Raw genomic sequence first — 21,302 nt, 5'->3', positions numbered from 1 at the left:
TGCGGCGCCTTCAGCGCTCGCCTAAGCTCGCGCCGTCCACAGGGTTCGCCGCGCAAGCCATCGCGCGGCATCGGCCGCAAGGCCGAAGGGAAGTCCGGTGACGCCGGCGCCGCGATGCGGCCCGGCCATTCCGGCGCAGCCCCCGCTGCTGTAAGCCTGACGAATCCGCCCACATGCCACTGGTCGCCGCGACCGGGAAGGCCGGCGGAGGAGGTCGACGGCGAGCCAGAAGACCGACCCTGCGGCGATCAGTCGAACATGCGCTCCGGGGTGCGGGCGCGGGACTGGAGTCGAATCCCGATCGCGTCGCGCCCGGCCCCGGCCGCTGCGTACGCGCGCGGGCCGGGTTCGTGCGTGGACGCGTCGCGGCACAGCGGCGCGCCGGCGCCGGCCGCTCCGGATCTGCAGGCATCCCGTGCGCCAGCACCGGAGACCGCCCGCTTGTCCGTCCGAACTTCCCATCGCAGTACCCGCCGCTTCAGCCGCCATGCTCCCGCGTTGCGCCGCCTCGGCCTGGCCCTGGCCGGCCTGGCGTTCGCGCAGGCCGCCTGCGCCGACGATTCCACCACCCTCGACGCGGTGCAGGTGCGCGCGCAGTCGCCGCTGGAGCGCGTCGCCGAGGCCGGCAGCCGGCTCGGCCTGAGCCTGCGCGAGTTGCCCGCCGCGGTCGAGATTCTCGACGGCGAAACCCTGCGCGAACGCGGCGACGATACGCCGCAACGCGCGCTGGCGCGCGCCGCCGGGGTGGTGCCGATGGGCGCGCCCGGCAACGGAAATTCTTCGCTGAGCCTGCGCGGTTTCTCCGGTCACGGTTCGGTGGCACAGGTCTACGACGGCACCCGGGTGTTCGTCGCCTCCGGCACGCTGAGCTTTCCCGGCGACACCTGGCAGCTCGATCGGATCGAAGTGTTGCGCGGCCCGGCCTCGGTGCTGTTCGGCGACAGCAGCGTCGGCGGCGTGGTGCACTACGTGCCGCGCGCCCTGCAAAGCGCGCCGCGGCGCGAGGCGATGCTGGCGATGTCGAGCTGGGACGGTTACCGCTTCGGCCTCGGCGCGGGGCAGGGCGTGGGCGAGCGCGTGCGCTGGCGCGCCGACCTGACCGGCGCCGGCGGCAACGGCGAGATCGACCGCGCCGGCTACGAACGCTACGGCTTCTCCGGCGCCCTGGCCTGGGACCTGAGCCCGCGCCTGACCGCGACGCTGAAGTACGACGGCGGGCGCCGCCACGATCCGCGCTACTTCGGCACGCCGCTGGCCGACGGCCGCCTCGACCGTCGCCTGCGCGAGCGCAACTACGACGTCGCCGACAGCCATATCCGCTACGACGACGGCCTGGCGCGGCTGCGCTTCGACTACGCCCTCGGCGAACGCGCCCAACTGGTCGCCGAGACCTACCATGTCGCGATCGACCGGCGCTGGCGCAACGCCGAAAGCTACGCCTTCGATCCGCGCAAGAACCTGGTCGTACGCAGCGACTTCATCGAGATCGGCCACGACCAGGAACAATGGGGCCAGCGTTTCGACCTGCTCGCCGCGGGCGAGCTGTGGGGCCGAGCGCAGCGCCTGAACCTGGGTGTGGAAGGCGCGCGGGTGCGTTTCACCCACAGCAACAACGGCCCCTACGGCGGCCGCGACACCGTGCCGGCGTTCGATTTCGCCCCGGGCGGCTTCGTCAACCTGGCCGGCACCCAGCCGCGTTTCGGCACCATCACCCGCCAGCGCGCGCTGTACCTGGAACACAGCGTCGAGCTGTGGCCGCGCTGGACCCTGGTCGGCGGCCTGCGCCGCGAGCGCATCGAACTGCAGCGCAAGGAGCTGCTGACCGGTACCGGCTTCGGCGTACGGTTCGATTTCACCGCCTGGCGCCTGGGTGCGGTGTTCGCGCTCGACCAGCGCACCTCGCTGTACGCGCAGACCAGCAAGGGCATCGATCCGATTTCCGGGCTGGTGACCCTGCCGCTGGCGCAGAAGGACTGGTCGCTGACCCCGGCGCGGCAGATCGAGCTGGGCCTGAAGCAGAGTTTCGCCGGCGGCCGCGGCGATTGGACGCTGGCCGCGTACCGGATCGAGAAGCGCAACCTGCTCAGCCGCGACGAAGAGGACCCGAACCGGGTCCAGCAGATCGGCCAGCGCAGTTCGCGCGGGCTGGAGCTCGGCCTGGGCTATGCGTTGTCGCCGCGCTGGCGGATCGACGCCAATGCCGCGCTGCTGGACGCGCGTTTCGACGATTTCAGCGAAGTCGTCGCCGGCCGTCTGGTTTCGCGCGACGGCCGGACTCCGGCGAACACCCCGGAGCGGGTATTCAACCTGTGGCTGGGCTTCGATCCGATCGAGGCCTGGAACGCCTCGCTGGGCTTGCGCCGAGTTGGACATCGCTACAACGACAACGCCAACAGCTCGCGCATCGACGGCTATACCGTCGCCGACGCACAGCTGTCCTGGCGTGCGCGCGTCGGCAGTCGATTGACTCTGCGCGCGCGCAACCTCGGCGACGCGCTGTACGTTGGCTCCGGCCGCTCGCAGGCCCTGCTCGGCCCGGGACGCGAGTTCGAGCTGGAATGGGCGCAGCGTTTTTGAACGCACTCAAGCGCCAGTTGCAGTGGTGGCATCGCTGGTTGGGCGTGTTCCTGGCGCTGCCGGTGTTGCTGTGGTTCGTGTCCGGTGCGGTGTTGCTGTTCGTGCCGTTCCCGCGCCTGAGCGAAGCCGAGGCGCGCGCCGGGCGTGCGCAGCTGGCGTTGGCGGCGGTGCGCATCGACGCGCGACAGGCGGCGCAGGCGGCCGGGCTGGACGGCCCGCCGCAGCGCGCGCGGCTGGGCATGCTCGGCGCACGGCCGGTATGGCGGCTGCGCGATCGCGACGAGCGCTGGCATCTGGTCGGCGCCGACGACGGCCGCGTGCTGCCCGCGCTCAACGCCTCGGCCGCGGCGGCGGTAGCGCGCGATTTCCAGCGCCGGCGCGGCGAACCGGCCGCGACGCCGCGCTACCTCGGCCGATTGGAGCGCGATCAGTGGACCCTCAACGGCCTGTCCGGCCTGCGTCCGCCCTTGCACAAGCTGCGTTTCGCCGATGCGCGGGCGACCGAGTTGTACGTCTCGGCGACCACCGGCGAGGTGGTGCGCGACAGCACCCGCAGCGAGCGCGGCTGGAACTGGGTCGGCGCGATCGTGCATTGGATTTATCCGACCGCCTTGCGCGCGCAACCGGCGCTGTGGCGGCAAGTAGTGATGTGGCTGTCGGGCGCGGCCTTGCTCGCCGCGCTGGCCGGCGTGGCGATCGGCTCCTGGCGCAGCGTCGACGCCTGGCGGCGCGTGCGCCGGGTCACTCAGTACCGCGGCGTGTACGCCTGGCACCACTGGCTCGGCTGGGGCGGCGGGTTGCTGATGCTGAGCTGGCTGTTCAGCGGCTGGATGTCGATGGGGCCGCTGCGCGCGCCGCCGAACCCGGCGCTGGAACGTTGGCGCGAGGCCTATGCCGCGCCGCCGCCGACATGGCCGGCGCAGTGGAGCGCGCGCCTGCCGGCGGGCCCGGGCTGGCTCGAAGCCGAATTGCTGTGGTTGGCCGGCGAACCCTGGTACCGCCTGGAGTCGCGCCAGGGCGCGACGGCCTGGGCACCGGCGCTGGCCGATGCCGCGCAGGCGCCGGACCTGGGCGCCGCGCTGCGCCGCGCCGAAGCCGCCAGCGGGGTGAAGATCGCTGCGCGGCAGGAACTGCGCGCCTACGACGCCTACTACCTGCACGCCGCGCATCGCGACCCGCCGCCGTTGCCGGTCTGGCGCCTGCGTTTGGCCGATCCGGCCGCGAGTTGGGTGCAGATCGCACCGGCGCGCGGCGAGATCGTCGCCAGCAGCGACCGCCGCAGCCGCGTCGAACGCTGGCTCTACCACGGCCTGCACAGCTGGGACCTGCCGTGGCTGCTGCAACGTCCGCGCCTGCGCCTGGGTCTGTTGCTGGGCGGCCTGGCGATCGGCGCGGCCTTGGCGGTCACTGCGATCCTGGTCGCCTGCAAGCGCCTGCGTGCGATCGCCCTGGCGCGCGCCGCACGGCGTGCGCGCGGCGCGGCCGTGCTGCCGCGGAGGCTGGCCGATGCCGCGGCTTGAGCGCGCTATCGTCCTGCCGGCGCTGCGGGCGCGGCCGCTGCGGGCGCGTCGGTATCCTGAGTTCCGCTTTTCCATCGGCCGTTGCGCTGCCTCGTGCAGCGGCCCCGATCCGGAGTCGACCCATGCTTGAACACGGCGGGCGCTTGCTGCGCGCGGCGCAGCGCTACGGCATCGCGCCGGAGCGCTGGCTCGATCTGTCGACCGGAATCAGCCCGTATGCGTGGCCGGTGCCGGCGATCCCGGCGCGCGCCTGGCAGCGCCTGCCCGAAGACGACGACGGCCTGGTCGAGATCGCTTGCGCCTACTACGGCGCGCCCGCGCTGTGGCCGGTAGCCGGTTCGCAGGCGGCGATCCAGGCCTTGCCGGAGTTGCGCGCGCCGGCGCGGGTCGGCGTGCTCGCGCCCGGCTACGCCGAGCATGCGCACGCCTGGCGGCGTTGCGGCCACGCGGTGCAGTCCCTGCCGGCGGCCGAACTGCTGCGCCGCGTCGACGAGTTCGACGTGCTGGTGCTGATCCATCCGAACAATCCTGGCGGCGACCGCTTCGAGCGCGAGGCATTGCTGCAGGCGCAGGCCACGTTAGCCGCGCGCGGCGGCTGGCTGGTGGTCGACGAGGCGTTCATGGATGCGACCCCCGAGCACAGCCTGTGCGCCGACAGCGCAGGCGAGGGGCTGATCGTGCTGCGGTCGGTCGGCAAGTTCTTCGGCCTGGCCGGGGCCCGCGCCGGCTTCGTCTGCGCCGCGCCGGCGCTGCTGCAGGCGCTGCGCGAACGGCTGGGGCCGTGGACCCTGACCGGCCCGGCCCGGCACGTGGTGCGCGCGGCGCTGGCCGACCGCGATTGGCAGGCGGCGCAGCGCGAGCGCCTGCTCGCGCAAGGCGCGCGCCTGGCCGCGTTGCTGAGCGCGCACGACTTGGCGCCGAGCGGCGGCAGCGCATTCTTCCAATGGCGCCGTTGCGACGAGGCTGCGGCGCTGCACCAGGCCCTGGCCCGGCGCGGCGTGCTGACTCGCCTGTTCGAGCAGCCGTCGAGCCTGCGCTTCGGCCTGCCCGGGGACGAGGCCGAGTGGCGCCGGCTCGATGCGGCGCTGGCCGCTGCGGTGGAGGAGATAGCAACGATGGAGACGCAGCGTTGAGCGCGCGCGTGCTGATGGTGCAGGGCTGCACCTCCGATGCCGGCAAGAGCGCCCTGGTCACCGCGCTGTGCCGCTGGCTGCGCCGGCGCGGCGTGGCGGTGGCGCCGTTCAAGCCGCAGAACATGGCGCTGAATTCCGCGGTCGCCGCCGACGGCGGCGAGATCGGCCGGGCGCAAGCGGTGCAGGCGCAGGCCGCCGGGCTGGCGCCGCATACCGACTTCAATCCGATCCTGCTCAAGCCCAACAGCGACACCGGCGCGCAGGTGATTGTGCACGGCCGCGCGGTGGCCAACCTGGACGCGCGCGCCTATCACGACTACAAACGCACCGCGATGGCCGCGGTGCTGGCCTCGCACGCGCGCCTGTGCGAACGGTTCCAGGCGGTGGTGGTCGAAGGCGCCGGCAGCCCGGCCGAGATCAACCTGCGCGACCGCGACATCGCCAACATGGGCTATGCCGAGGCGGTCGACTGCCCGGTGGTGCTGATCGCCGACATCGACCGCGGCGGCGTGTTCGCCCATCTGGTCGGCACCCTGGCCCTGCTGTCGGACAGCGAGCGCGCGCGGGTGACCGGCTTCGTGATCAACCGGTTCCGCGGCGATATCGCCTTGCTGCAACCCGGACTGGACTGGCTGGAGCGCGAGACCGGCAAGCCGGTGCTCGGCGTGCTGCCGTATCTGCACGGGCTGCACCTGGAGGCCGAGGACGCCTTGCCGCGCGAACCGGCGGCCAAGGCCGGCGCGCGCCTGCGCGTGGTCGTGCCGGCGCTGCCGCGGATCAGCAACCACAACGATTTCGATGCGCTGCGCGCGCACCCGCAGGTCGAGTGCCGCTTCGTCGGCCCCGGCGAAACTCCGCCGGCCTGCGACCTGATCGTGCTGCCGGGCTCCAAGTCGACCCGCGCCGATCTGGACTGGCTGCGCCGCCACGGCTGGGCCGAGGCGATCGCCCGCCATCTGCGCTATGGCGGGCGGGTGATCGGCATTTGCGGCGGGCTGCAGATGCTCGGCCGCGCGGTGCACGATCCGCACGGCATCGAGGGCGAGGCGGGCTCGAGCGCGGGATTGGGCTGGCTGGAGCTGGAGACCACGCTGGAGCCGCACAAGCAACTGCGCAACGTGCAGGGACGGTTCGCGTTCGACGACGAATCCGCGACTGTCGCCGGTTACGAAATCCATTGCGGGGTCAGCCACGGCCTCGCGCTGCAGCGGCCCGCCCTGCGTTTGGACGACGGCCGCGACGACGGCGCGCTGTCCGCCGACGGGCAGGTGCTGGGCACCTATCTGCACGGTCTGTTCGATACGCCGCAGGCGCTGGCCGCGCTGCTGCGCTGGGCCGGGCTGGAACAGGCGCAGCCGCTGGACTTGGCCGCCTTGCGCGAAGCCGGCATCGAGCGGCTCGCCGACGCGGTCGAGGCGCACCTGGACACCGCACGCCTGGCGCAATGCTTCGGATTGGAGGAGCCCGCATGCACAGCCTGATCCTCGGCGGCGCGCGCTCGGGCAAGAGCGCGCTGGCCGAACGCATCGCCGGCGAGCATGCCGAGGTGGTCTACATCGCCACCGGCCAGGCCGGCGACGCGGAAATGGCCGAACGCATCGCCCATCACCGCGCGCGCCGGCCGGCGCACTGGGGCTGTATCGAAGAGCCGATCGCCCTGGCCGCGGCCTTGCGCGCGCATGCCGCGCCGCAGCGCTGCGTGCTGGTCGACTGCCTGACCCTGTGGCTGAGCAATCTGTTGTTCGGCGCCGAACCGGCCGCGTTCGAGCGCGAACGCGCCGACCTGCTGGCGACCCTGCCGTCGCTGCCGGGACGGGTGCTGCTGGTCAGCAACGAGGTCGGGCTCGGGGTGGTGCCGATGGGCGAGGTCAGCCGCCGCTATGTCGACGAGGCCGGGCGGCTGCACCAGGCGCTGGGCGCGTTGTGCCCGCAGGTGCTGTTCGTCGCCGCGGGCCTTCCTCTGGTTTTGAAAGGCGCGCCGCCCGCGCTGGGCGGGACGGGCGCGATAGCAGGAGTCGAACAATGAACGACGATGCATCGTGGTGGCGGCGCGCGTGCGCGCAGCCGCAGGCCGAGGTCCAGGCGCAGGCGCAGGCGCGCCAGGGCCAACTGACCAAACCGCCCGGTTCGCTGGGCCGGCTGGAGGACCTGGCGATCCGCCTGGCCGGCCTGCAAGGCACGTCGACGCCGACCGTCGATCGGGTCTGGATTTCGGTGTTCGCCGCCGACCACGGCGTCGCCGCCGAGGGCGTATCGGCGTTTCCGCAAGCGGTGACCGGCGAAATGCTGCGCAACTTCGCCGGCGGCGGCGCGGCGATCGCGGTGCTGGCGCGCAGCCTCGGCGCGCACCTGGACGTGGTCGACCTGGGCACGGTCAACGACCCCGGCCCGATCGCCGGCGTGCGGCGCATCCGGATCGCGCCGTCCAGCGCCAACTTCTGCCAGGACGCGGCGATGACTCCGGCGCAGCTGCAAGCCGCATTGGCCGCCGGCGCCGACAGCGTGCGCCGGGCGCGCGAGCACGGCGCGCAGTTGTTCGTCGGCGGCGAGATGGGCATCGCCAACACCACCGCGGCGGCGGCCCTGGCCTGCGCGTTGCTGGGGCGCGCGCCGGCGGAACTGGCCGGCGCCGGCACCGGCCTGGACGCGGCCGGGATCGAGCACAAGATCGTAGTGATCGAACGCGCCTTGGCCCTGCACGCGTCGGCCGGGCCGGGCGATGCGGCGCAGGTCGCGGCCGAGCGGCTGCGCCGGCTCGGCGGCTTCGAGATCGCGGCGCTGGCCGGCGCCTACCTCGCCGCGGCCCAGGCCGGCCTGGCGGTGCTGGTCGACGGTTTCATCGCCAGCGTCGCCGCGCTGGCCGCGCGCGCGCTCAATCCGGGCTGCGAGCCCTGGCTGCTGTACGCGCACCGTTCGCAGGAGCGCGGCCACGCCGCGGTGTTGGACGCGTTGCGGGCGCAACCCTTGCTCGACCTGGGCATGCGCCTGGGCGAAGCCAGCGGCGCCGCGGTCGCGGTACCGCTGCTGCGCCTGTCCTGTGCGCTGCATGGCGAAATGGCGACTTTCATACAAGCCGGCGTCTCCACCGGTCACGCGGAGCGGGCATGATGGGGGCTCCCACCGCTCGACGCGCACACGGAACGGAGCCGAAGCGATGACGCTTGCCCAGATCGACCTGCTGCGCCATGGCGACACCGGCCATCGCAGCTATCGCGGACAGCTCGACGACAGCCTGTTGGAGCTCGGCTGGCGGCAGATGCGCGACGCGGTGCGCGGGCGCGAATGGGATGCGGTGGTCAGCTCGCCCCTGCAGCGTTGCGCCGCGTTCGCGCGCGACCTGTCGCAGTCGCGCGGGCTGCCGTTGAGCCTGGAACCGCGCCTGGTCGAGTACGACTTCGGCGACTGGCAGGGGCGCTCGGTCGACGCCATCGCCGCCCACCAGAGCGAGGCGCTGGCGCAGTTCTGGGCCGACCCGGTCGCCTACCCGCCGCCGGGCGCGGAAACCTTCGAGGCCTTCACCGCTCGGCTGGTCGCGGCGACCCACGACCTGGCCCAGCAGCATGCCGGCCGACGCGTGCTGGTGATCACCCACGGCGGGGTGATCCGCCTGCTGCGCTGCCTGGCCGCCGGGCGCCGTTACAGCGACATGCTGGCGATCGACGTCGGCCACGCCTCGCTGCACCCGTTGCCGTGGCCGCCGCCGGCGTCGGCCAGCGCGCCGCTCGGCGCCGGCCATCCGCTGCACCGCGCCGAGCGCAGCGAACGCCTCGAAGCGGACCCGGTCGGCGGTTGATGCGCGCGCTGCTGGCGGCGATCGGGTTCCTGACCCGGATTCCGGTGCCGGCGCGGGTGTTCGAGGATCCGCAGGCGCAGACGCGCTCGCTGGCCTGGTACCCGGCCGCGGGATTGGCGATCGGCGCGCTGCTGTGCGCACTGGCCTGGGCCTTGCAGACCCGGCCGCCGCTGCTGTCGGCGGCGCTGCTGCTGACGGCCTGGGTCGGCCTGACCGGAGCCCTGCACCTGGACGGCCTGGCCGACAGCGCCGATGGCTGGGTCGGCGGCATGGGCGCGACCGCGCAGGAACGGCGCGAGCGCACCCTGGCGATCATGAAGGATCCGCGCAGCGGCCCGGTCGGCGTGGTCGCGGTGGTGCTGGTCCTGGTGCTGAAATTCGCCGCGCTGGCCAGCCTGCCGGCGCCGGCTTGGGCGGCGCTGCTGCTGGCGCCGGTGCTGGCGCGCGCGGCCCTGACCCTGGCGTTTCTGAGCACGCCCTATGTGCGCAGCGGCGGGCTCGGCCAGTCCCTGGTCGCCGCGCCGCGCGCGGCCTGCATCGCCGCATTGCTGATCAGCGCCGCGGCCTGCGCCCTGGCGGGTTGGCGCGGTGCGCTGGCGCTGGGCCTGGCGCTGCTGGTGTTCGCGTTGTGGCGCCGGGCCTGGCGCGAGCGCCTGCAGGGCATGACCGGCGATTGCTGCGGCGCCCTGGCCGAAGCGGTGGAGGCCGCCGTGCTGGTGGGGTTCGCGGCCAGCGTCTGAGCCGCGGCGGGGCGCGAAAGCGCAAGATCGGAACCGCCGGCGGCGCCGGCGCGGGCCATCCTGGCCGCATCCCGCCCGACCTCCCAGAGGACACCGCGATGGCCCCCGTCAACGAAGCCGCACGTCCCGCGCTCAAAGCCGGCACCCGCGACGCGCACCAGCGCCGCATCGAGCGCGCGATCGCCCTGATCGAACGCGCCATCGCCCAGGGCGAAGAGCCGCCCGAGCTGGGCCGACTGGCCGAAGCGGCGGCGTTCTCGCCGTTCCACTTCCACCGCGTGTACCGCGCGATGACCGGCGAGACCACCGGCCAGACCGTAGCCCGGCTGCGCCTGCTGCAGGGGCTGCGCCTGCTCGCCAGCGAACAGCGCAGCGTCACCGATGCCGCGCTCGCGGTCGGCTACCAGAGCCCGCAGGCCTTCACCCGCGCGCTGCGCCAAAGCCTGGGCACCGCGCCTAGCGAGCTGCGCGCCGAACCGCAGCGGCTATGGCGCGAGATCGACCGGCTGGCGCAGCCGCCGCAGCCGGAGCAGGGCGAAGACGCTCCGCCGCTGCGGGTCGAAGTGGTCAGCATCGATCCGTTCCAGGTCGTGGCGCTGCGGGTGGAAGGCGGTTACCAGGCCAAGCACGCCGGCTACGAGCGCCTGTTCGGCTGGGCCGGCGAGCACGGTCTGCTGGACCGGCTGCAGGGTCTGTACGGCGTGGCCGTGGACGACCGTCGCGACGTGGCCGAGCCGCAATGCCGCTTCGACTGCATGCTGGCGCTGGGCGCGGACCTGGACCTGGCGGGCGCACCGGGCCTGCGCCTGCTGCGGCTGGGCGGCGGGCGCTACGCTCGGGTGCGCCATGTCGGCGCCTTCGACGGCCTGGAGGCGTTGACCGATGCGCTGCTCGCGCGCTGGCTGCCGGCCAGCGGCGAGCGCATCGGCGACGCGCCGCTCTACCACGATTACCTGGACGATCCCGATCAAGTGCCGCAGGCCTTGCTGCGCACCGACGTCTACCTGCCGCTGCAAGCCTGAGCCACGGCTTACGAGCGCAACAAATCCCGTGGGACGCCGCTTCAGCAGAAGCTAAGGGCATCCCGTCGACGGAGCTAGGCCCCCGCCGCCTCCAGCCGCGCTTCCAGTTCGGCGAGCTTCGCTTCCAACGCTTCGATCCGTTCGACCAGGGCCGACTGCGCCTCGGCCGAGCCGCCGCCGTCGCCATGCCCGGCGTCGTGCGCGCTGCCGTGCCAGACCGGCTCGCCGCTAAGCAGATGGCCGTAGCGGTCTTCGCGCTGGCCGCTCTGCCGCCCCAGCATCCGCACCAGCGGCGGGCTGTGCTGGGCCAGGCGCTCCAGCGCGTACTGCACGTCGCCGACCGAATCGAACTTGGCCAGGCGCTCGCTGCGCGACAGCAGCTCGTAAGCGGTCTGCGGGCCGCGCAGCATCAGCAGGGCGACCAGCGCCGCCTGCGGACGGGTCAGGTCCAGCACCGCCGCGGCGCGGTGGGAATAGCGCTCGGCGCGCGCGGTGTGCTGCGACTTGACCCAGCCGCGCGGTTCCAGCCGGCGCAGGGCGTTGGCGATCTCGCCCTGCTCCAACTGCATCGTCGGCTCGCGCGCGGTCTTCTGGTTGCAGGCGGTGACGATGGCGTTGAGGGTCAGCGGGTAGACGTCGGGCGTGGTCGCCTCTTTCTCGATCAGGCAGGCGACGATCCGCGCCTCGGCCGCGCTGAGTTGCGGCGCGGCGGATTCGGAAGCGTCCTGGGTCGGGGTCGGGTCGGTGGCTTCGCTCATGACGGTATCGCAGCAGGTCGTGGGAAAGAGTCGTGGGCGCGGGCTCAGGTCAGCGCGGTCGACGGCGGCAGATGGCGGCCGCCACGATACACCGGCGCGGCCATGACCATTTCCGCCAGGCTGTGGGCCAGCTCGCGCTCGGCCATCACCGCGCCGTCGGCGCCGTGTTCGAGCAGGTGCCGGACTTCGTTGTCGCTGTGCGCGCGGGCGACGATGCTCAGGCCCGGGTTGATCTCGCGCAGCTTGGCGATGATCTCGCCGGCCTCCAGCGCCTGCGGGATCGCCAGCATCACCGTGGTCGCGCGCTCCGGTACCGCCTCGCGCAGTACCCGCTCGTTGACCGCGTTGCCGAGGATCGCCGGCAGGCCGGCGGCGCGCGCCTTGGCGATCAGGCTGTCTTCGCCGTCGATCACCACCAGCGGCACGCCGCGGTCGGTCAGCAGCCGCGCCAGTTCGCTGCCGACCCGGCCGTAGCCGATCAGGATCACGTGCCGGTCGATGTCGGCCGGCACCGACGGCACCACCGGATCGGTCTTGGCCTCCTGCAGCGCCGCGGCTTCGCGCGCCTGCTTGCGGTCCAGCCAGGCGAACAGCAGCGGATTGACGATGATCGACAGCAGCGCGCCGGCCAGGATCAGGTCCTGGCCTTCCTTGGGCAGGATCTCCAGGTCCAGGCCGAGGGTGGCGAGGATGAAGGAGAACTCGCCGATCTGGGCCAGGCTGGCGGAAATCATCAGCGCGGTGGTGTGCGGCTTGCCGAACGCGCGCACGATGGCGTACGCGGCCACCGACTTGCCGAGCACGATGATCGCGAACACCGCCAGCACTTCCAGCGGCTCCTGGATCAGGATCATCGGGTTGAACAGCATGCCGACCGAGACGAAGAACAGCACCGCGAAGGCGTCGCGCAGCGGCAGGGTTTCGTTGGCGGCCTGATGGCTGAATTCGGATTCGTTGAGCATCATCCCGGCGAAGAACGCGCCGAGCGCGAACGATACCCCGAACAATTCGGCCGAGCCGAACGCCACGCCCAGGGCGATGGCCAGCACGCACAGGGTGAACAGTTCGCGCGAACCGGTGCCGGCGACGCGCTCGAGGATCCACGGGATCACCCGCCGGCCGACGATCAGCATCACCGCGATGAAGGCGCCGACCTTGGCCAGGGTGGTGAACAACTGCGACCAGATCTGCGCGCCGTCGGTGGCCTCGCCCTTGAGCAGGCCCGACAGCGCCGGCAGCAGCACCAGGGCCAGCACCATCGCCAGGTCCTCGACGATCAGCCAGCCGACCGCGATCCGGCCTTTGCCGGTCTCGACCAGGCGCCGTTCTTCCAACGCCCGCAACAGCACCACGGTGCTGGCGACCGACAAGGCCAGGCCGAACACCAGTCCCGCGCCGTGCGACCACCCCAACATCCACGCCATGCCCCAGCCCAGGGCGGTGGCGACCACGATCTGCACCACCGCGCCGGGCAGGGCGATGCCCTTGACCTCGAGCAGGTCGCGCAGCGAGAAGTGCAGGCCGACGCCGAACATCAGCAGGATGACGCCGATCTCGGCCAACTGCGGCGCCAGGGTCTGGTCGCCGACGAAACCGGGCGTGAAGGGGCCGGCGACGATGCCGGCGATGAGGTAGCCCACCAGCGGCGACAGCCGCAGGCGTTGCGCGATCATTCCGAAGATGAAGGCCAGGACGAAGCCGGCTACCAGAATCGCGATCAGGGACGTGTGGTGCATCGGCTCTCCTGTGGTCTGGTCCTTGCAAGAATGTGTGCAAGCAGGGTTTCGGCGCAAGTGTTTTCGCCGATTTCGATGCTTGCAAATGATTGTTTCTGCTTGATTTTTATCCGGTCGGCCGGGCCGGCGACGAACGGCGCGCAGGCTGCGGGCCTGGATTTCAGGGGTTTGTCCGCAAGCGGGCGCAGGCGGTGTGCGGCGGCGCGGCTAGGCCGCGCGCATGAATGCCGATTCAGCCCGATGCGCCGCTTCGCGTATGCGCCATGTGAATTTGCGCGAGACCGCGCAGCGGCGGCGCGTGCTTCCTGTAGGAGCGGCGTAAGCCGCGACCGCCATCCCGCCCGTTCGCCGCGTCTTTGTCCTGCGCCCCTGTAGGAGCGGCGTAAGCCGCGACCGCCATCTAGCCCGTTCGCCGCGTCTTTGTCCTGCGCCCCCTGTAGGAGCGGCGCAAGCCGCGACCGAGCTGCTGCGGTCTCGCGGCGTCTGTATTCGAAGGCTTCAAAAGCAAAGCTTCCGTCCGCAAGCGGCCGGGTCACTTTCTTTGTCCAAGGCGACAAAGAAAGTGACCAAAGAAAACGCCATAACTGTTTCGAATCAAAAGCCACTATGGGACGAAGTTCGCGCGGGGCTGCTCCGCACAGGCCATCCCTGGCCTGGCTGCGCACGGCCCGCATCCTTGCGGGCCGCCCTTCGGGGCTACGAGTTGCTATCGCGAGTTCGATACGGCGCCAAGCTCATTACGGCAACGGCAACGGCAACGGCAAAAACGAAGGCCGCAATGCGGCCTTCGGGGGGCGGTTCAAGCGCGTAGCGGGTTCACCACTTGTAGCCGACCTTGGCGTAGGCGAAGGCGCCGTTGAAGCCGAACGGGGCGTAGCTGCTGTAGGGCAGCTGGCCGTTTTCGCTGTTGGCGTAGATCGCTTCGTCCGGGTACTCGTTGAGCACGTTGTCGCCGCCGACGGTGAATTCCCAGCCGTTCACCGCGTAGGTCGCGGCCAGGTCGAGGGTCCACTTGGCGGCGAAGGTCTGGTCGCGCGCGCCGCTGGGGTCGTCGTTGAAGGTGTGGAACTCGCCGTAGCGGGTCGCGGTGGCGTCGAAGCGCCAGCCGCCGGTGTTCCAGCTGCCGCCGAGGAAGAACTTGTCGCGCGGCGCGCCCTGGGTGATGCGGCCGCGCTCGACCCGGCCGATGCGCTGCAGGTTGAGGCCGCCGGCGGTCAGGCCGGGCGGGTTCGGCGCGATCCGCTCCAGGGTGGTCTTGTTGCGGTTGTAGCCGGCGGTAAGGTCCAGCGCGCCGCCGGCCAGCGGCCAGCGGTAGCTGCCGACGATGTCCAGGCCGCGGGTGCGGGTGTCGACCGCGTTGGTGAAGTAGCGGCCGCCGTTGATGCCGGGGTAGCCGCGCGCTTCCAGGAAACGCGCCACCGCCGGGCCGCGCAGGTTCTCCGACAGGATGATCCGGTCGTCGATGTCGATCTGGTAGGCGTCGACGGTGATGTACAGCGATTCCAGCGGCTGCAGCACCAGGCCCAGGCCGATGTTGGTCGATTCCTCGGCTTTGAGCGGCTCGGCGCCGAGCGCGATCGCGGCCGGGTCGTCGACGGCGAAGGTGCGGACCTGGAACGGGTTGGGGTCGCCGAGCACGATCACGGTCTGGGTCGACTGGTAGAACTGCTGCTGCAGCGACGGCGCGCGGAAGCCGGTGGACACGGTGCCGCGCAGGGCGACCTTGTCGGTGAAGGCGTAGCGCGCCGACAGCTTGCCCGAAGTGGTCTGGCCGAAGTCGCTATAACTTTCGTAGCGCGCCGCTGCGCCCAGCGACAGCTTGTCGGTGACGTCGGTCTCCAGGTCCAGGTAGAAGGCGTGGCTGTTGCGATTGCGGCGGCTGGCGTCGGCCGGGGTGAAGCCGGGGAACACTTGCGCGCCCGGCGCGCCCGGTTCGGGGCCGGCGACGTAGGAGGCCAACTCGCCCGGCGACTGGTTGAACTTCTCGCTGCGCCATTCCGCGCCGAAGGCGACGGTCAGCGGATAGTCCAGCCAGCCCAGGTCGAAGGCCTTGTTGAAGTCGGCGTTGAGCACGTTCTGGGTGACTTCCAGCGCGCCGATGTAGAAATCGCGCGGCGAGCCTGCGCCGAGGCTGCGGTTGAGGCTGTGGCGGACGTCGAAGTCGAGCTGGTTCTGGCCGTAGTTGTAGCTCAGGTCCAGGTTCCAGCCGCCGGCGGTCCGGCCGCGCAGGCCGAAAACGAAGGCGCGGTCCTGGCTGAGGTTGTCGATCTGCGGCAGGAAGCCGTCCGGGTACACCGAGCGGATGTTGTTCGGGTTGCCGGGGGCGCGGAAGTAGCCGTTGGAAATCGCGCGGCGGCGGCTGGCGGTGCCGAAGGAATAGAACTCCACCCCTTCGGCCGGGCTCCACTGCGCGTTGTAGGCCAGCGCGGCCTGGTCGATTTCCGGGTCGCCGTAGCGGTGCACGACCTTGCCGGGCGGATTGCTGGTCGGCGTGACGGTGCCCAGGTAGGGGCGGGCGCGGTTGGTGTTGTCCTGGTGCCCGCCTTGCGCGGCCAAGTGCAGCTTGCCGTTCTCGCCGAAGGAGAAACCGGCGTCGCCGGAGAGCTGGTACTGCTCGCCGTCGCCGGCGCTGTACTGGCCGTAGCGCGCGGCGACCGAGCCGCCTTCGCCGGCGCCCTTGAGCACCACGTTGACCACGCCGGCGATGGCGTCGGAGCCGTACTGGGCCGAGGCGCCGTCGCGCAGCACCTCGACCCGCTCGATCGCCGCGATCGGGATCGCGTTGAGGTCGACCGGCGAGGAGCCGCGGCCGATGCTGTCGTTGAGGTTGATCAGCGAAGTGGTGTGGCGGCGCTTGCCGTTGACCAGCACCAGCACCTGGTCCGGGGCCAGGCCGCGCAACTGCGCCGGACGCACCGCGTCGGTGGCGTCGGTGATCGCCGGGCGCGGGAAGTTCAGCGAGGGCAGGGCGCGGGCGAGGGCGGTGGCCAGCTCGACCGTGCCGGTGGCCTCCAGGGTCTGCGGGGTGATGATGTCGATCGGCGCGGTCGATTCGGCCACGGTGCGGTCGGACACGCGGGTACCGGTGACGATCAGGGTGTCGAGGTTGGTCGGGTTGGCCTCGGCCGGGGCGTCGGCCGGGGCCTGCGCCCAGGCGGGCGAGGCGGCGAGGGCGAGCAGGACGGCGCTGGCGAGCAGGGACGGGTTGCGGCGTTGCATGGAGACTCCGGACGGATCGAGCGGGGGACGCCGGGCCGAACGCCGCCGCTGCGGCCGGCGCGTGGCGCGCTTTGCCGCAGAAGGCGTCCGGATTGGCGCGTGGGGGCGGTCGGATACCGACGGAGCGATTATTCGACGGCGGTCGCGGCCGCGGCCGAACATGTCCTCATGAGCAAATGCCGATCAGTCATGCGACCATATCGGGATGATTTCCTTCCGTGATTTCGCCCTGCGGCGCGGCGAACGCCTGCTGCTGTCCCAAGTCGACCTGGCCCTGCATGCGGGCTGGCGGGTCGGTGTGATCGGCCGCAACGGCACCGGCAAGTCCTCGCTGTTCGCGGCGATCCAGGGCGAAGTCGAGGCCGACCGCGGCGACATCGACGTGCCCAACCGGGTGCGCATCGCCAGCGTGGCCCAGGAAACCCCGGCCCTGTCCGACCCGGCGCTGGACTTCGTCCTGTCCGGCGACAGCCGGGTCTACCAGGTCATCGTCGCCGAGCGCGAAGCGGTCGAACGCGAGGACTGGGAGGCGGTGGCCGAGGCCCACCATCAGCTGGAAGAGCTCGGCGGCTACGACGCCACCGCGCGCGCCGGCAAGCTGCTGCATGGCCTGGGCTTCAGCGCCGACACCCACGAACGCGCGGTCAAGGAGTTCTCCGGCGGCTGGCGGGTGCGCCTGAACCTGGCCCGCGCGCTGATGACCCCGTCGGACCTGCTGCTGCTCGACGAACCGACCAACCACCTGGACCTGGACGCGGTGCTGTGGCTGGAACAGTGGCTGCTCAAGTACCCGGGCACCTTGCTGCTGATCTCGCACGACCGCGAGTTCCTCGACGAAGTCACCACCCACACCCTGCATCTGCACGACGGCAAGGCCAAGCTGTACACCGGCGATTACACCGCCTTCGAACGCCAGCGCGCCGAACACCTGCGCCTGCAGCAGATCACCCACGAAAAGCAGATGGCCGAACGCGCCCACCTGCAGAGCTTCATCGACCGTTTCAGCGCCAGCGCGGCCAAGGCCAAGCAGGCGCAGTCGCGGGTCAAGCGCCTGGCCAAGATGGTCGGCACCGAGGCGGTGCGGGTCGAGCGCGCGATGCGGATCGAGTTCCCGGCGCCGGTCAAGCTGCCGCACGCCCTGCTGCGCCTGATCCACGCCGATTGCGGCTACGGCGACCACGTCGTGCTGGACGACGTCAGCTTCATTCTCGAAGCCGGCGACCGCATCGCCTTGCTCGGCCCCAACGGCGCGGGCAAGTCGACCCTGGTGAAGTCGCTGGTCGGCGAACTGGAACTGCTCACCGGCGAACGCGGCGGCCACCCCGACCTGCGCATCGGCTACTTCGCCCAGCACACGGTCGAGTCGCTGCACGCCGGGGTCAGCCCGATCGACCATCTGGCCGAGATCGCCCCGGGCGTGCCGACCCAGCAACTGCGCGACTTCCTCGGCAAGTGGAATTTCCCCGGCGACCGCGCCTTCGAATCGGTCGACGGGTTCTCCGGCGGCGAGCGCGCGCGCCTGGCCCTGGCGATGATCGCCTGGCGCAAGCCCAACGTGTTGCTGCTCGACGAACCGACCAACCACTTGGACCTGGACGTGCGCGAGGCCCTGGCCGAAGCGCTGTCGGATTTCCCCGGCGCGATCGTGCTGGTCTCGCACGACCGCCACCTGATCGGCCTGGTCTGCGAAACCTTCTGGCGCGTGGCAGACGGCGTGGCGCAGCCGTTCGACGGCGACCTCGACGCCTATGCGGTGTGGCTGCGCACGCGCGACAACAGCAACGACGGCAAGGGCGCGGCGGTGGCCAAGGCCGCAGCCAAGGCGACCGCGGCGGCCGCGTCCGGCAAGGGCGCGGGTTCCGGCAAGGGCGGGCGCAAGGTCAACCCGGCCAAGCTGGCCGAGGCGGAAAAGCGCGTGGCCGAGCTGGAATCCAAGCTGCATACCCTGGACATGGATCTGGCCGACCCGACCAAGTACGCCGGCGGCGGCGACAACGCCGCCGAACTGGCCCGGCAGCGCGAGCAGGTCGCCGCCGAGCTGGCCCGGGCCGAAGCCGACTGGATGGCGATGTACGAGACTGCCTGAGCCTTGAGGTTCTTGGGATTGCGGGTCAGGGAAGCTCCCGGCCGGCGCCCCGGGCGCTTGCATCCGCGCCGTCCGGCCCCACACTGTGCCCCTCCCACCCGCTCCAATCGTTACCGCCATGCCGATCTACGCCTTCCAGTGCAGCGCCTGCGGCCATAGCTTCGACCGCCTGCAGAAGCTGTCCGACGCCGATCCGACCGTCTGCCCCGAATGCGGCGCCGAGAAAGTCGGGCGCCAGTTGACCGCGCCGCAGTTCCGCCTCGCCGGCGGCGGCTGGTACGAGACCGATTTCAAGAAGGATGGCGACAAGAAGCGCAATCTGGCCGACGGCGGCGCCTCGTCGGGCGCCGGCGAGGCCAAGCCCGCCGACAAGCCGGCCGAGGCCAAGGCCGAAAAGAAGGCCGACCCGACGCCGGCCCCGGCCAGCAAGCCCGCCTCCGGCGCGGCCTGAACCGGCCGCCGCCGGTCGTTGTCGCAGGGGCGCCGCGAGGCGCCCCTTTGCTTTGGAGGAGGCCCCCGCGCCGCGAGGCGCCTCTTTGCTTTGGATGAGGCCCCCCGCGCCGCAAGGCGCCCCTTTGTTTTGGATGAGGCCCACTCCCGCCGCAAGGCGCCCTTCGCTTGGGCCACGGCCGGCCGCAAGGCGCTGCTGCGCATCGGGACGGGGTTTCGGCCGCTAGCGGTCCCCTTTGGGCCCCGGGGCAGGGCCGTTCGGCATTGCGGCGCCGCGCCGGCGCCGCCGGACCCTTCGCCGGCGTGCGGCCTGGACTAGAATGGTCGGTCCCGGCCCCAAGCCGGCGCGGGCCGCCGGCGTTTTGCGGCCCGCCCTCCTGCTGCAACCCCCACGATTCACCGATCGACCAAACGGAGCTTTCATGCGTACCCACTTCTGCGGCCTCGTCGACGAGGCGCTGATCGGCCAGACCGTCACCCTGTGCGGCTGGGTCAACACCAATCGCGTCCAGAGCCACGTGGTGTTCACCGATCTGCGAGATCACGAAGGCGTGGTGCAGATCGTGGTCGATTCGGACATGGGCGAGCTGTTCAAGGCCGCCGGCGACCTCAGCGTGGAAAGCTGCGTGCGGGTGACCGGCACGGTGCGCGCGCGCGGCGCGGCCAACGACAAGATCCGCAGCGGCAAGGTCGAAGTGCTGCCGAGCGCGATCGAAGTGCTGAACAAGGCCGAGCCGCTGCCGTTCCACGCCCACGAGAACGCCGGCGAAGAGACCCGCCTGACCTACCGCTACCTGGACCTGCGCCGTCCGGAAATGCAGAAGATGATGCGCACCCGCATCCGCCTGGTGCAGTCGCTGCGCCGCTGGCTGGACGCGCGCGGCTTCCAGGACATCGAAACCCCGATCCTGACCAAGGCCACGCCGGAAGGCGCGCGCGACTTCCTGGTCCCGGCGCGCATGCATCCGGGCGAGTTCTACGCCCTGCCGCAGTCGCCGCAGCTGTTCAAGCAGATCCTGATGGTGGCCGGCTTCGACCGCTACTACCAGATCGCGCGCTGCTTCCGCGACGAAGCCCTGCGCGCCGACCGCCAGCTCGAGTTCACCCAGCTCGACATGGAGTTCGCCTGGGTCTCCGAGCGCGACGTGCAGGACACCGTCGAAGGCATGATCCGCGAGGTGTTCAAGGAAACCATCGAGGTCGAACTCGATGCGCAGTTCCCGCGCATGACCTATGCCGAGGCCATGCGCCGCTACGGTTCGGACAAGCCCGACCTGCGCATCGACCTGGAGTTCGTCGACATCGCCGAACGGGTCAAGAGCTGCGAGTTCAAGGTCTTCACCGACTGGGCCAACCATGCCGACGGCCGGGTGATCGCGCTGCGCGCGCCGGGCGCCGCGGGCTGGTCGCGCAAGCAGATCGACGAGGCCGGCGCGCACGCGGCCAAGCACGGCGCCAAGGGCCTGGCGTGGATGAAGATCGAGGACGCCGGCAAGGGCCGCGAGGGCATCAACTCGCCGATCGCCAAGTTCTTCGACGACGCCACCCTGGCGGCGATCGTCGCCGCCGCCGGCGCGCAAACCGGCGACATGATTTTCTTCGGCGCCGCCGACTACAAGACCGCCAGCGACTTCATGGGCGCGCTGCGCCTGAGGCTGGGCCGCGACCTGAACCTGGTCCAGGACGGCTGGAAGCCGCTGTGGGTCACCGACTTCCCGATGTTCGAGTGGGACGAGGAAGCGCAGCGCTACGTCGCCCTGCATCATCCCTTCACCGCGCCGGCGGTGGACGACATCGCCGACCTGCGCGCCAACGCCAAGACCGCGGTCTCGCGCGGTTACGACATGGTGCTCAACGGCAACGAGATCGGCGGCGGTTCGATCCGCATCCATCGCCCGCAGATGCAGTCGGCGGTGTTCGACCTGCTCGGCATCGGCGCCGAGGAGGCCGAAGCCAAGTTCGGCTTCCTGCTCGACGCGCTCAAGTACGGCGCGCCGCCGCACGGCGGCATCGCCTTCGGCATCGACCGCATCGCCGCGCTGATGGCCGGCACCGAGTCGATCCGCGACGTGATCGCCTTCCCCAAGACCACCACCGCGCAATGCCTGATGACCGGCGCGCCGTCGCCGATTCCGGACGCGCAGTTGGCCGAAGTGCATGTGATGGTGCGACCGAAGGACCCGGCCTGAGCCACGCGCGCGGCGGTCCGGCGGAGGCCGGGCCGTCGTCGCGACGTTGCGTCTTGGAGCAGGGGCCTCGGCCCCGGCG

15 protein-coding genes and 1 riboswitch are annotated in these 21,302 nt (G+C 71.5%); of the genes, 12 read left to right on the top strand and 3 right to left on the bottom strand.

Annotated features, from left to right (window positions below; genetic code table 11):
• The first annotated feature begins 87 nt into the window (after positions 1 to 87).
• Positions 88 to 235: riboswitch (cobalamin riboswitch) on the top strand.
• Positions 236 to 441: 206 nt separating this feature from the next.
• The 9 genes from K4L06_RS01675 (at position 442) to K4L06_RS01635 (ending at position 10,785) form a co-directional block, all read left to right on the top strand.
• Entirely contained in the window at positions 442 to 2,577 is a 2,136-nt protein-coding gene (locus K4L06_RS01675) for a TonB-dependent receptor (protein ID WP_221669744.1), read from the top strand.
• A complete protein-coding gene (locus tag K4L06_RS01670) occupies positions 2,574 to 4,097 on the top strand; it encodes a PepSY domain-containing protein (protein ID WP_221669743.1) in 1,524 nt (507 codons plus the stop codon). Before K4L06_RS01675 ends, K4L06_RS01670 begins: the two co-directional genes overlap by 4 nt.
• A gap of 122 nt (positions 4,098 to 4,219) precedes the next feature.
• The gene (cobD, locus tag K4L06_RS01665; protein ID WP_221669742.1) at positions 4,220 to 5,230 is read left to right on the top strand and encodes a threonine-phosphate decarboxylase CobD; all 1,011 of its coding nucleotides are present in this window, start codon (positions 4,220 to 4,222) and stop codon (positions 5,228 to 5,230) included.
• Complete coding sequence (locus tag K4L06_RS01660) at positions 5,227 to 6,711, top strand: cobyric acid synthase (protein WP_221669741.1); 1,485 nt, start codon at positions 5,227 to 5,229, stop codon at positions 6,709 to 6,711. The genes cobD and K4L06_RS01660 overlap by 4 nt, the downstream gene beginning before the upstream one ends.
• Entirely contained in the window at positions 6,699 to 7,256 is a 558-nt protein-coding gene (gene cobU, locus K4L06_RS01655) for a bifunctional adenosylcobinamide kinase/adenosylcobinamide-phosphate guanylyltransferase (protein ID WP_221669740.1), read from the top strand. Before K4L06_RS01660 ends, cobU begins: the two co-directional genes overlap by 13 nt.
• On the top strand, positions 7,253 to 8,338 hold the full coding sequence (gene cobT / locus K4L06_RS01650) for a nicotinate-nucleotide--dimethylbenzimidazole phosphoribosyltransferase (protein WP_221669739.1): 1,086 nt from the start codon (positions 7,253 to 7,255) through the stop codon (positions 8,336 to 8,338). Before cobU ends, cobT begins: the two co-directional genes overlap by 4 nt.
• A gap of 46 nt (positions 8,339 to 8,384) precedes the next feature.
• Complete coding sequence (locus K4L06_RS01645; RefSeq protein WP_221669738.1) at positions 8,385 to 9,023, top strand: histidine phosphatase family protein; 639 nt, start codon at positions 8,385 to 8,387, stop codon at positions 9,021 to 9,023.
• Positions 9,020 to 9,763 (top strand): adenosylcobinamide-GDP ribazoletransferase, encoded by a 744-nt coding sequence (locus tag K4L06_RS01640; protein ID WP_221669737.1) that lies wholly within the window; start codon positions 9,020 to 9,022, stop codon positions 9,761 to 9,763. Before K4L06_RS01645 ends, K4L06_RS01640 begins: the two co-directional genes overlap by 4 nt.
• A 98-nt stretch (positions 9,764 to 9,861) precedes the next feature.
• On the top strand, positions 9,862 to 10,785 hold the full coding sequence (locus K4L06_RS01635) for a GyrI-like domain-containing protein (RefSeq protein WP_221669736.1): 924 nt from the start codon (positions 9,862 to 9,864) through the stop codon (positions 10,783 to 10,785).
• Positions 10,786 to 10,859: 74 nt separating this feature from the next.
• Here the strand turns inward: K4L06_RS01635 and K4L06_RS01630 are convergent, their stop codons facing one another.
• The 3 genes from K4L06_RS01630 to K4L06_RS01620 all read right to left on the bottom strand — a co-directional run bounded on the left by K4L06_RS01630 (position 10,860) and on the right by K4L06_RS01620 (position 16,498).
• Positions 10,860 to 11,543 (bottom strand): YceH family protein, encoded by a 684-nt coding sequence (locus K4L06_RS01630; protein WP_221669735.1) that lies wholly within the window; start codon positions 11,541 to 11,543, stop codon positions 10,860 to 10,862.
• A gap of 44 nt (positions 11,544 to 11,587) precedes the next feature.
• On the bottom strand, positions 11,588 to 13,279 hold the full coding sequence (ybaL, locus tag K4L06_RS01625; protein WP_221669734.1) for a YbaL family putative K(+) efflux transporter: 1,692 nt from the start codon (positions 13,277 to 13,279) through the stop codon (positions 11,588 to 11,590).
• Positions 13,280 to 14,095: 816 nt separating this feature from the next.
• Positions 14,096 to 16,498: a TonB-dependent receptor gene (locus tag K4L06_RS01620; protein ID WP_221669733.1), complete on the bottom strand. Its 2,403-nt coding sequence runs from the start codon at positions 16,496 to 16,498 to the stop codon at positions 14,096 to 14,098.
• Between the two features lie 205 nt (positions 16,499 to 16,703).
• On the opposite strand from K4L06_RS01620, the gene K4L06_RS01615 reads away from it, so the two are divergent.
• The 3 genes from K4L06_RS01615 (at position 16,704) to aspS (ending at position 21,223) form a co-directional block, all read left to right on the top strand.
• Positions 16,704 to 18,584: an ABC-F family ATP-binding cassette domain-containing protein gene (locus K4L06_RS01615; protein ID WP_221669732.1), complete on the top strand. Its 1,881-nt coding sequence runs from the start codon at positions 16,704 to 16,706 to the stop codon at positions 18,582 to 18,584.
• Positions 18,585 to 18,702: 118 nt separating this feature from the next.
• Entirely contained in the window at positions 18,703 to 19,035 is a 333-nt protein-coding gene (locus tag K4L06_RS01610) for a zinc ribbon domain-containing protein (RefSeq protein WP_221669731.1), read from the top strand.
• A 421-nt stretch (positions 19,036 to 19,456) separates the two neighbouring features.
• Complete coding sequence (gene aspS, locus K4L06_RS01605; RefSeq protein ID WP_221669730.1) at positions 19,457 to 21,223, top strand: aspartate--tRNA ligase; 1,767 nt, start codon at positions 19,457 to 19,459, stop codon at positions 21,221 to 21,223.
• Positions 21,224 to 21,302 lie beyond the last annotated feature (79 nt).

Source organism: Lysobacter sp. BMK333-48F3 (assembly GCF_019733395.1).
Lineage (GTDB): Bacteria > Pseudomonadota > Gammaproteobacteria > Xanthomonadales > Xanthomonadaceae > Lysobacter.
The sequence above is the reverse complement of the archived record's forward strand: the minus strand, read 5'-3'. Positions and strand labels throughout refer to the sequence as shown.